Below are 12179 nucleotides of genomic sequence, written 5' to 3'. Positions count from 1 at the left end.
TTGTGAATTAAATAAGAGCTCAGACAATGTGGGAACTATTTACACATCCTTCAAACTTATTTTTTAGTGTCAGCTTATGCTTAATGCTGCTATTGGGCGTTTTTGAATGTTTACTTTTAATTTTAGGTGCATCTACGCAGGGATTTTTAGATCCATTTATTCCTGATGGCTTAGGTGAAGCAAAAAGTCTAGGAATAGATCTAGATGTAGAACAAAACTTTGTTGTGCAATTTTTAGATTGGCTATATTTAGGGCGCATCCCTGTTTTAGTTTGGTTAATTATTTTTTTAACTTTCTATGCTGTTTTTGGTTTTGCTGTACAAGCGGCTTTTTTTGCATTTACACAACATTATTTACCGATTTGGATTGCAGCACCCGCTTGCTTATTTTTATGCATGCCTTTGGTACGTGTAAGTGCTGCACTGATCTCCAAAATTTTACCTCAAGATGAAACCACAGCCATTCATAGTGATGAACTGATTGGGCGTACCGCATTAATCATCTTAGGTGAAGCAAAGAAAAATTATCCTGCTCAAGCTAAAGTTCTCGACCAATTTGGTCAAACACATTATGTCTTAGTCGAGCCTGAGCTCGATATGATTTTTTCACAAGGTCAAGAAGTGATTTTAACGCAAAAAACAGCAAACGGGTTTCAAGCGATTCAACTTTAATTTTTTAATAACAACGTAGAGATAATGACATGATGAGTTCATCTTTTAATCAAATTTTAATACTTGCAGGTCTTATTTTAGCTGCGCTTATTTTCATCGGGATCATTATTGCCCGCCTTTATAAACGATCAAGTAAAGAAGTATCATTTGTTCGAACTGGTTTCGGCGGTGAAAAAGTCATTTTAAATGGTGGTGCAATTGTATTACCTGTTTTACATGAAGTGATTCCTGTCAACATGAACACTTTACGTTTAGAAGTGAAACGTGCAGCAGATCAGGCACTGATCACACGAGATCGAATGCGTGTCGATGTCATGGCTGAGTTTTATGTCCGTGTAAAACCTACGGCGGAATCAATTGCGACAGCAGCACAGACATTAGGTAAAAAAACCATGTCACCGCCTGAATTAAAAGACTTAGTTGAAGGTAAATTTGTCGATTCTTTACGTGCTGTTGCCGCAGAAATGGCAATGGAAGAATTACATGAAAAGCGTGTTGATTTCGTACAAAAAGTACAACAAGTCGTTTCGGAAGATTTGTTTAAAAATGGTCTTGAACTTGAAACCGTATCTTTGACAGGTTTAGACCAAACAAGCTTTAAATTTTTCAACCCCCAAAATGCTTTTGATGCTGAGGGTTTAACTAAACTGACTGAAACGATTGAAGATCGTCGTAAAAAGCGAAATGATATTGAGCAAGATGCTGATCTTGCAATTAAAGCTAAAAACTTAGAAACCCAACAAGCGCAATTGCAAATTTTACGTGAAGAAGAATATGCAAAAATGCAACAAGAGCGTGAAATTTCCATTCGCAAAGCTGAACAATTGGCAGAAATTGCATCACAAGAAGCATCAAAAAAACGTGAAGCAGAAGAAGCACGTATTGCGGCAGATCGTGAAGTTGAACTCAAACGTATTGCATCTGCTCGTGATGTTGAAAATGAAAATATTGTCAAAGCACAGTTGATTCAAAAAGCACAAGTAGAACAGAAGAAAACCATTGAATTGGCTGAACAAGATCGTGCAATTGCGATTGCTGAAAAATCTCGTGCTGAATCTGAAGCAAAAGCACTTGCTGACCAAGCACGTGCCCAAGCAGTCAAAGCCGAAGAAGAGGTCTTAACTGTTCGTGAAACACAACGTGCTGAACGTATAAAAGCTGTTGAACTCGTGGCTGCAAAACAGGTGGCTGAAACGGATGCAATCGCCATTACAGTAGCCGCAGAAGCATCTAAAAAAGCAGCGGTAGATGAAGCCGAAGCAGTGCGTATTGCTGCCGAAGCTGAAGCTGAGAAAGTCCGTTTAAAAGCTAAAGGTGAAGCAGATGCAAAAATCTTGCTCGCACAAGCACAAGAAAAACAATACCATGTAGATGCAGAAGGTACTCGTGCAGTCAACGAAGCCAATAATATTTTGTCAACTGAGCAAGTAGAAATGCAAATTCGCTTGGCATTGTTAAAATATTTACCAGAAATTATTCGTGAAAGCGTTAAACCAATGGAAAATATTGACGACATTAAAATTTTACAAGTGAATGGTTTGGGTGGCATGGGCGGTTCATCTGCTGCAACGGATACAGGTACTGAACAAGGTCAGGTGGCTTTGTCAGATCAAGTAGTGAATAGCGCTTTGCGTTACCGTACACAAGCCCCTTTGATTGATAGCTTAATGAATGAATTAGGTATACAAGGTGGTGACATCAATGGCTTAACTCAAAGCTTAAAAGCCAAAATTGATGCAAAATAACCCAAATCGTTAATTTTTTAATTGTGATATACTCAAAAACTGCTGATTTTTAATCAATCTCATGACCAAATTTCAGCAGTTTTTTATGTTAAAACATCATGTCGCGTCATAATGATTCATTATAAATACCCTATTTACATCGTGATTTTGATTAAACTACTCAAAGCGTAAATCATACCAATAACTGCACTTTGTCAAAAATTTTTAATCTAAGCTTCAGTATGATTTAATAATGTCTCGCTAGCCTGATTCTAACAAAACATCAGATTAGGTTAAGTTGTGACTACAATGGGATCCAATACATCTGTGATCGTGATTCACGATGGTCGAAAAGGTCATTTAAATCCATCACTTGCTGTCGCTGAAATTATTCAAGAAAAATACTCGTTAGGATTGCAAGCTTTTCAACTCCCTATCACACTAAGTAAAAAATGGGTGAGTTTATTTAAAAAGTTTTCTAATTTTCCAATATTTTATAAATTTTTAGGGCAATTATTTTTTAAAGTTGAACCTACAGGCATTCAACAGACAGAAATCATCATTTGCTCAGGTATGCCAAATTTAATCTACGCAGCATATTTGGCTCAAAAATACCAAATACCACTTTTATATGTTGGAAATTTAAGAAAATTTAATGAAAATCTCATTGATTTGAGCATTACTGCCTTGGCTCAAAATGTAAATTGCAAACAAATTATTTTACCCACACCGCCAGTTTGTGCGCATTTTGCAACTCAGCTTAAAGCGCAAGAACAACATGAAGCTGTTTTACTTTTAGGTGGATCAACTTCAGATTATCCTTTTTCAAAGCAAGATTTTTCTGACATGATTCAAGAATTTGCTCATTTTGTCAGTGTACATCAGTTGAAAGGAAGCGTCATTTGTTCTCGTAGAACACCTGATTTAGACCCTAAAAGTTTAGATTTATTACATGCACAACAAATAGATCATATAGACCCGCATCAAAAATTTACAATGTCTGAAAAATTAGCACAGTGTAAATATATTTTTGTGACTGAAGACAGCATTACCATGTTATCTGAAGCCATTCATACAGGTGCAATCGTCACTTCAGTGTGTTTAAATGAAGCCAAAACAGATGAATTAATCGAAAAATACTTGAATTATCAATATATTCAAAGAAAATCTATTGCACATTTGGGACAAGTTGTCGAACACTATAGTCCGATCAAAAGAACAGACATGGTCACACCTTTAGTACAACAGTTAGATAGGCTTTATTTTCAAGGACATTTTCATAAAATCACGAACTCTCGAAAAAAGAACAAAGCTTATGCCTAAAAAAAGCACTCGAGTGAGTGCTTTTTAAATTTAGATTCGATACTTTAAATGCTTAACCATTTCGCGACTTTGCTTTGATCTACAACGTTAAGTTCAACTGTACTCAGCTCAACTTCACCGCCTTGTAGTTCACACTGTATTAATTCATCACGGCGGAACGCATAGACTGTGAAATTGGTTGCTTGTTTCGCATATTTAACCAATAACTTTTCAGATGCTTTTAAACCATCAATGGCAATAATCACATCATGGGCAGACAGTCCTGCTTTTGCTCCCGCACCATTACGATGGGCTTGCTGGATCAATACGCCTTCTGCTTTGTCTGAAATTTTTAAGCCAAATGGCAAAGTTTTTTCATTCTTCACTTGAAAATCAATACCAAATTCAGGCAGCAATTGATCAAGGGGTAATTCTTCCGTGGTATTAATTAAGTGGTTAATTTGCTCAATCCACTGCACACCTGTCAGTTCTTCGCATAAAGTGAAAATCGTGCGTTCATTCACTTGAATGCCATTTTGCGTATTTTCATACAATTTACGCATTAAAGCATCAAGGCTTGAACCTTTCATACGCAAGCCTAAATCTAAGCATAATGCCACTAGACAACCTTTGTTATAGTAACTTGTGCCTGCATTATTAGAGTTTTCATCTTGACGATAAAACTTAATCCACGCATCAAAACTAGACTCAGCAACAGTTTGAATGAAGCGCCCTGGATTTTGTAAATAACGATCAATCTGTGCTTTGAGTAGCTTTAAATAAGATTCTTGAGAAATTACGCCACTACGATACAAAATTAAGTCATCGTAATAAGAGGTAAATCCTTCAAAAATCCACAATAAAGAGGTCAAACTTTCTTGATTTAAATCATAGGTCGCTAAATTTTCAGGACGAATAAATTTCACTAACCATGAATGAAAATATTCATGACTACATAAACCTAAGAAACGTTGATAATCTGCTGATGGTTCAACAGGTTCATCGGCTTTGGGCAAATCATCACGTGGTGTAATTAAACTGGTACTGTTCGGATGCTCTAAACCACCATAGCTATTACCTGTTGCCATGGTCATAAAAGTATAGTTTGTAAAAGGTGCTGAACCAAACATGGCAATTTCAGTGCTACAAATTTTTTCAATGTCTTGCTGCATACGTTCAGCATTCATTGCATGCTGGCCAGAAACTACAAATTCATGAGGAATACCATGAGCTTCAAAGCTAAAACGTGTTTGATCTGCCAATTCAAATGGGCAGTCAATCAATTCTGCATAATTTTTCGCAGTGAGCGTATAACGACCTTTAACTAAGCTTTTTGATGCTAGTCCTGTGGCAATTTGGAAATGTTTTAACTCTTCAGGTAAAAAGATTTCCAATTCAATGGGCGAGTGTTCTTGATCTTGCAAGCCTAAACATAAACACGCAGGATTCACATAAAAACGTGTTTGATCCACATAAGCACCACGCACCGAGAGATCATAAGCATAAACATCGTATTCAACCGTGATGAGCTCATGATCTGTGTTATATAAACGCCATTTGTTCTTATCAAACTTGGTAATTTGGAGTTCGCGCCCTGCTTCATCATAGGCTTTAACAGCTTCTAAATGCTTGGCAAATTCACGAATTAAATAACTGCCCGGAATCCATGTTGGCAAAGATAATACTTGGGTTGGATTCGCTAAAAAACGTAAAGTGACATGCACGAGATGCTGACGATAGTCGTCAAATTCAATTTGATAATGCAACATAAGCCGTATTCAAAAAAATATCTAAGGTAATTATTTATTAGATTAACATTTTTTACAAAGCTGTGCTTTATTCGTGCTTTTTGATTGTAAAACTGACTAGCCAGAATAGTGAAAAAAGCATAGCATTCGTTATATTTTTCACCTCCTGTTTTGCTAAGGCTGTCCCCCTTGAAAATTGCCACTTACTTGCTTGTCTTCATTTGCTCACTGTGCTCAACGTTCGCCAATGCAGCACTATTAAATATCAATCCAGCATCAGTAGAAGCAGAAGCTTGGACGATTTTAGATACTCAAACAGGACAGACTATTGCTGAGTATAATAGTCATGTACAACGTGCACCCGCTTCAATGACCAAAATGATGGTGGCGTACATTGCATTAAAAGAAATTCAGGCAGGACATCTGAAGAAAGATGAAATACTGACAGCAACCTCTATTGTTAAAATTGTACAATGGGATGAATCACAGATGTATCTCAAAGAAGGCGAACAAATCTCAGTTGATCAACTGATTGCAGGTTTGATTGTCATGTCTGCTAATGATGCAGCTGTGACTTTAGCAGAACGTATTTCAGGTACACTCCCTGCTTTTATTGAACGCATGAACAAAGAAGCGAAAGCTTTGGGAATGAATGACACACACTTTGCCAATGCACCAGGCATTACCATGCCTGAGCATTTTTCCTCTGCGCATGATATGGCTTTACTTGGACAAGCTGTTGCACAGCATACCCCTGATTATTTGCATTATTCGGTGATGCCGAGTTTTAGCTATAAACAACATTTTCATCATGCAACCAATTTGATCTTAAAAACTGACCCAAGTGTCGATGGTTTAAAAACAGGATTCACCAAAGCTGCAGGTTATAATTTAGCCCTGTCAGCACATCGCCCAACACTCAATCCAGATGTACCTGATCGCCGTATTATCGTCGTGGTGATGGGCACAAAAAATGCGAGCAAACGTGCCGAAGTTGCACACAAGCTATTAAACTTAGCATATGCCTATACGCGTGACGAAGTTGTCATCAAAGACAAGCAATTAATCGCTGAGTTACCTGTGGTCAAATCGACTTTGAAAATGTTTAAAGTTGAAGCCAAAAAACCTCAAATTGTGACCACCAGTTTATACAATAATGTACAACCGATCGACTTGATGAGCTTTGACAATATCAATTCAAGAATCATGCAAGCAAATGCAACAGGGTTGTTGTCCGCAGTTCACCCTTTGCAAAACACAGAGACACATTTAAATGTCGAACTGAATGAAGCTTCGCTGACTGCGCCACTAGCAAAAATGATGCATTTAGCCAAAGTCAATGTCTATCAAAATGACCTCTTACTGCAATCTTTTGACATTGAAGATGAAGTACATATCGAGCAAGCATCATGGTTTGAACGCCTACTCGAATGGCTAAAAGCATGGTTAGGTTTCTGAGTAAGAGCAAATCCAACCTATTTACTTTGTTTTGTTGTAAGTATGTAAATTGTAAAACAAAAAATACAAATAATTACCAACAGGATGGCATATTAAGCCATCCTTCAATAAAAATTATTAGGTAATTCATGTCAAAAATTCATCATATCGTGATTGTCGGTGGTGGTGTCGGCGGCTTAGAACTGGTCACACAACTCGGCGATACTTTAGGCAAAGCACAAAAAGCTAAAATCACTTTGATCGATCAAAAGCTTACTCACGTTTGGAAGCCACTTTTACATGAAATTGCTGCGGGCACCATGAATCCCAATGATGAAGAAACCAATTATTATGCACATGCAGCGAAGCATCATTATGAGTTTATTCAAGGTCGCTTTGAACATTTAGACCGTGAAAAACAAGAAATTACGTTAATTAAACCCCAAACCACAAAATATGAAGCAGCAAGTGAAAAACAAACTATTGCTTATGACACTTTAGTCTTGGCGGTAGGTTCTGTTTCAAATGACTTTCATACCCCAGGTGTCAAAGAATATTGTCATTATCTAGACAGTTTGCAACAGGCTGAAATTTTCCAACAAGATCTTCTGCATTTATATTTAGATGCACAAAATAAAAATACTGAACGTCATCTCAATATTGCGGTGATTGGTGCAGGTGCAACAGGCGTTGAACTATCAGCAGAGCTAGTCGAAGCCAAACAAAATTTCTACAATTATGGCTTAAATAAAATCAATCCCAATCAAGTCAAAATTTCACTGATTGAAGGCGCAGCTCGTATCTTACCAGCCCTTTCAGAAAAAATTGCAGAACATGCTGACAAACAACTGCAACGAATGAAAATTGATATATTAACCGCAAAACGTGTCGAAAAAGTTGATGCTGAACGTGTTTATTTTAATGATGGTACAAGCATCCAAGCAGAGCTTAAAGTCTGGGCTGCAGGGATCAAGACACCACAGGTGATTTCAGAATTACCAGATTTCAGCAAAGACCGTATGGGACGCTTAGAAGTCTACGCAACACTACAAACCAAAACTGACCCCAATATTTTTGCCATTGGTGACTGTGCCAACTGTATTTTAGATGCACGAGAAGCAGCACTTGGTCCACGTGCACAAGTAGCAAGCCAACAAGCAGCATTTATGGTTGATGCTTTAAAGGCACGTGTAAGTGGTCATAAACAACCAATGTTCCAATTTTCAGACAAGGGCTCTTTAGTCTCACTCAGCAAAAATAAAGCTGTGGGTGAATTACTCGGTCAGGTCAACGTGCAAGGCTTTGTCGCGAAGTCCATGTATGTGTCATTGTATCGTTTACATCAAGCTACAATTTATGGTTATGCTCATGCAGGATTACTCACGGCCAAAGATTTTGTTACACGAAAAATCGCACCGCGGATAAAATTGCATTGAAATTTAATAATTCGCCCTTATTAATGAAAAAACCATCAAAAAAGTGGTAAAAATGCTTTTTTTTCGTAAATTTAGTCTACAAAAATTGCATTTCACTTTATGATGTAAGCTTATAACTCTCTATTGTCGTATGGATCAATAACATGACTGCTATTGCAAATAACCAAGTGGTTTCTTTCCACTACACGTTGACTAACGCTGAGGGTGAAACTCTCGATAAATCACAAGGTGAGCCACTCGCATATTTGCATGGCGCAGGAAATATCATTCCTGGTTTAGAAAAAGCTTTAGAAGGCAAAACTGTAGGCGAAAAATTCACTGTAAACGTTCCTGCAGCTGAAGGTTATGGCGAATACAATCCTGACCTCGTTCAAGAAGTTCCTGCTCAAATGTTCCAAGGTGTTGAAAACATCGAAGCGGGTATGCAATTCCAAGCACAAACTGAAGATGGCGTTCAAATCGTAACTGTTAAAGCAGTTGAAGGCGACAACGTTGTTGTAGATGCAAACTTCCCACTTGCTGGTCAAGATCTTACTTTTGAAGTAGAAATCGTTGAAATTCGTGACGCTTCTGCTGAAGAATTAGAACATGGTCATGTTCACGGTGCAGGTGGTCATCACCACTAAGATCATTGCGATCTCAGCAAAAAGGCAAAGTTTAATACTTTGCCTTTTTTATGAGCTTGTTTTTTTTATTCTCATTACTTTGTTCATTTTGAATTTTATTCTAGAATCAATAGAATTCTATTTTCGATACAGCCTTGTACACAAAGCCCCCAACCAATACCATATGAAAGATCATGAAACGACAACTGATTTGGTTTCGCCAAGACTTACGCATTCAAGACCATAGTGCACTGTGGCATGCAACACAGTCAGGACAAAGCATCGCTTTCATTGCCCTTTCCCCACAGCAATGGCGTAAACATCATGATGCTCCAATTAAAATCGACTTTTATTTGAGACAAGTACAGCAACTTAAACAGCAACTCAATGCCCTGCATATTCCCTTAATTGTTGATATCGTGTCCGAATGGCATGACCTGCCAAAGCATATTTTAAAGCATTGCGATACACTCAATATCGAAAATGTACACGCCAACATCGAATGCGGTGTCAATGAGCTACAACGTGATTTTCAAGTACAAAAAACGCTCAACCAACATGCATGCGATTTGATTTTATACCATGATCGTAGCATTTTTCCTGTGGGTTCGATTCGTAACAAATCCAACCAACCCTATCAAGTCTTTGGTGCATTTAAAAAATACTGTTATGAACAACTCAGTATTGCTATCCCTCAGCCTTATCCAGCACCTGAGCCACAAACATGGGTAGACATTGAGTTTGAAAATAAAGTTCAATGTGAAATTCCCAATTTGCAACAATTAGGTTTTGAGAACAATGACTTTTATTCAAAATGGCAAGTGGGTGAAAATCATGCCCACACAATATTAGATCATTTTATAGAACACCAAGTCCTCAATTATCAAACCGCACGAGATTTTCCACATCTTGAAGCAACCAGTCAGTTATCACCCTATTTAAATCTCGGAATTTTATCGATTCGTCAGTGCTTGAATGCGTTATTTTGTCAGCAACAAGGGTATTTCCATATAAACAATATTGGACAACAAACATGGTTAGATGAGCTACTTTGGCGAGAGTTTTATCAACATATCTTATTTGATTTCCCACGTATTTCTAAAAGTCTTCCTTTTAAAATCAATACACAATCTCTACAGTGGCGCAATTCACCAGAAGATTTAAAAGCATGGCAACAGGGACAAACAGGTATTCCAATTGTCGACGCTGGCATGCGTCAAATGTTACAAACAGGTTGGATGCATAACCGTGTACGTATGATCGTAGCCATGTTTCTCAGTAAAAATTTACTCATTGACTGGCGCTTAGGCGAACAGTGGTTTATGCAGCATTTGATTGATGGTGACTTAGCGGCAAATAATGGTGGTTGGCAATGGTGTGCCTCTACAGGGACAGATTCGGTCCCTTATTTCCGTATTTTTAACCCGATCAGTCAGTCTAAAAAGTTTGATGAAAATGGTGATTATTTAAGAAAATGGTTACCTGAAATTGCACATTTGGATGCTAAAACCATCCATGAACCTTATGCTAAAAAACCTAATTTACAACTGGATTATCCTCAACCAATCGTTGACTTAAAAATGAGTCGACAAAGAGCTATTGAGGCTTTCAAACACTTAACTGCTTAAAAGCCCTGTGCAAATGACAACTTTAAATAGCATGTTTAAAATGGTTAAATGGCAGTTGAGCAGTTTTTGGTCTTTCGATCGACTCAAAGAAACAGTAATATTTAAAAACACGATCTAAAGCAATATGCACAACTTTTTGCTCAGAAATAGACCACACTTTGGCATGATTTGCACCTGAAAAAGTACTGCCGACCAATTGAAATAAGTATAAATCATGCTCACGTTGGATGGATTGCTGCGTGTTTTGCGTACTTGTATCTGTTAAAAGTTGACACTTTGCATTGATCAGCCATTTTTCACTAAACCAAAGCTGTAATAAATCACCTAGGAATAATTTTTTCTCACCAAAAGGCCACACTTCAAAATAAGCATGCTCAACTTCAGTGTAATAATGTTCAGAATTTTGCAGAACAGAAATATAGTTTTCTTGATAAAAAGATAAATTTGAAAAAATATCGGAAATGCTAAGCGTATTCATCGCTGTCTCCTATTTAGCCATTTTAGTGCTGGCAAGTTGGTTAAATCCACACGGTTTAAGCAGTTGCTTAAACTCACTTTCTAAATTTAATCTAACAAGCCATTTTCATCATTGCAACCCTTTCTTTGATTTTTTTTGAATTTCATTATTTTTGTTCAAATAAAAAGCATACAGCACAAAAATGAAGAAAACATGACATGAAAGGCTTGACCCTCAACAATATATCCTTATAATCACATGCAGATTCTCCAATAGCTCAGTCGGTAGAGCGACGGACTGTTAATCCGCAGGTCCCTGGTTCGAGCCCAGGTTGGAGAGCCAAATACTAAAAAGCCCACTCATAACGAAGTGGGCTTTTTTTATGCAAAAACAAATATCACATTGAAACCAATAACATAATAGTTAATAGTAAAGTTTTGATCTCAAAATAAAAAAGGAAGTGTGACCACTTCCTTTTTTTAAACATTTAAGCCACAGCTTATATGGGAACACCACTATGAAAACGAAAAGTTTTATCTGGGGTTAAAATCAAATCCTTTTCTACTTCACGAATTAATTCAATACGTTGTTGAATATCTTCTTCAGGGTCTTTGAGTTTAGCGGTTTTCGCTACATCCAATGCTAAAGCGAGATAATCTTCGTAATGGCGTGATTCAGACTTTAGTAAGTAACGATAATAACGCCCAAGCTCATCATCAACTAAGGGCGCTAAAGCATAAAAACGCTCACAAGAACGTGCTTCAACAAAAGCACCAATCACCAAAACATCAATCAATGCTTCAGGTTCATAAGTACGAATTTCCTTACGCAAACCACCTGCATAACGACCTGCACTTAGACCTTTCCATTCTTGACCACGCTTGGTCATAAACTCTAAAACTTGTTCATAATGTAGCATTTCTTCACGAACAAGTTGTGCAAGCTTGACTTGTAAATCTGTAAAAAAGCTATAACGGAACATCAAATTCATGGCTGTTCCTGCGGCTTTTTTCTCACAATTGGCATGATCTTGCATTAAAATATCAAGATTATTTAGGGCTTCATCCAACCATGCTTGAGGCGTTTCACAGCCTAAAAAACCAATGACAGGTTGCATTAGTTCATCATAATTAATATTCGACATGACTACTTTTCAATATATTCCAATGTA

At 37.4% G+C, this 12179-nt stretch carries 10 protein-coding genes and 1 tRNA gene; 8 read left to right on the top strand and 3 right to left on the bottom strand.

Annotated features, from left to right (window positions below; translation table 11 throughout):
• The first annotated feature begins 26 nt into the window (after positions 1–26).
• From HX129_RS06205 to HX129_RS06195, 3 genes are all read left to right on the top strand, one after another.
• Positions 27–671, top strand: coding sequence for a YqiJ family protein (locus tag HX129_RS06205; RefSeq protein ID WP_130072896.1), 645 nt, complete (start codon positions 27–29; stop codon positions 669–671).
• 29 nt (positions 672–700) lie between these two features.
• Positions 701–2416, top strand: coding sequence for a flotillin family protein (locus HX129_RS06200; protein ID WP_286436080.1), 1716 nt, complete (start codon positions 701–703; stop codon positions 2414–2416).
• Positions 2417–2704: 288 nt separating this feature from the next.
• Complete coding sequence (locus tag HX129_RS06195; RefSeq protein WP_286436079.1) at positions 2705–3718, top strand: ELM1/GtrOC1 family putative glycosyltransferase; 1014 nt, start codon at positions 2705–2707, stop codon at positions 3716–3718.
• A 44-nt stretch (positions 3719–3762) separates the two neighbouring features.
• Here HX129_RS06195 and HX129_RS06190 read toward each other — a convergent pair whose 3' ends face one another.
• The gene (locus HX129_RS06190) at positions 3763–5466 is read right to left on the bottom strand and encodes a M61 family metallopeptidase (RefSeq protein WP_286436078.1); all 1704 of its coding nucleotides are present in this window, start codon (positions 5464–5466) and stop codon (positions 3763–3765) included.
• 168 nt (positions 5467–5634) lie between these two features.
• Between HX129_RS06190 and HX129_RS06185 the strand changes: the two genes are divergently transcribed.
• The 4 genes from HX129_RS06185 to HX129_RS06170 all read left to right on the top strand — a co-directional run bounded on the left by HX129_RS06185 (position 5635) and on the right by HX129_RS06170 (position 10551).
• Complete coding sequence (locus tag HX129_RS06185) at positions 5635–6903, top strand: D-alanyl-D-alanine carboxypeptidase PBP6B (RefSeq protein ID WP_286436077.1); 1269 nt, start codon at positions 5635–5637, stop codon at positions 6901–6903.
• 128 nt (positions 6904–7031) lie between these two features.
• Positions 7032–8318 (top strand): NAD(P)/FAD-dependent oxidoreductase, encoded by a 1287-nt coding sequence (locus HX129_RS06180; RefSeq protein WP_286436076.1) that lies wholly within the window; start codon positions 7032–7034, stop codon positions 8316–8318.
• Between the two features lie 143 nt (positions 8319–8461).
• Positions 8462–8944: an FKBP-type peptidyl-prolyl cis-trans isomerase gene (locus tag HX129_RS06175; protein ID WP_111859859.1), complete on the top strand. Its 483-nt coding sequence runs from the start codon at positions 8462–8464 to the stop codon at positions 8942–8944.
• A 173-nt stretch (positions 8945–9117) separates the two neighbouring features.
• Positions 9118–10551: a cryptochrome/photolyase family protein gene (locus tag HX129_RS06170; protein WP_286436075.1), complete on the top strand. Its 1434-nt coding sequence runs from the start codon at positions 9118–9120 to the stop codon at positions 10549–10551.
• A gap of 22 nt (positions 10552–10573) precedes the next feature.
• On the opposite strand, the gene HX129_RS06165 is transcribed toward HX129_RS06170, so the two are convergent.
• Positions 10574–11029 carry a hypothetical protein gene (locus HX129_RS06165; protein ID WP_286436074.1) on the bottom strand — a complete coding sequence of 152 codons (456 nt, stop codon included), beginning with the start codon at positions 11027–11029 and terminating at the stop codon, positions 10574–10576.
• Positions 11030–11274: 245 nt separating this feature from the next.
• Here HX129_RS06165 and HX129_RS06160 point away from each other — a divergent pair.
• A tRNA-Asn gene (locus HX129_RS06160) sits at positions 11275–11350 on the top strand.
• A 157-nt stretch (positions 11351–11507) separates the two neighbouring features.
• On the opposite strand, the gene HX129_RS06155 is transcribed toward HX129_RS06160, so the two are convergent.
• Positions 11508–12152 (bottom strand): MiaE family protein, encoded by a 645-nt coding sequence (locus tag HX129_RS06155; protein ID WP_286436073.1) that lies wholly within the window; start codon positions 12150–12152, stop codon positions 11508–11510.
• Positions 12153–12179 lie beyond the last annotated feature (27 nt).

Origin of the sequence: Acinetobacter sp. 251-1, assembly GCF_030329305.1 — a bacterium.
Classification (GTDB): Bacteria; Pseudomonadota; Gammaproteobacteria; order Pseudomonadales; family Moraxellaceae; genus Acinetobacter; species Acinetobacter piscicola_A.
The sequence above is the reverse complement of the archived record's forward strand: the minus strand, read 5'-3'. Positions and strand labels throughout refer to the sequence as shown.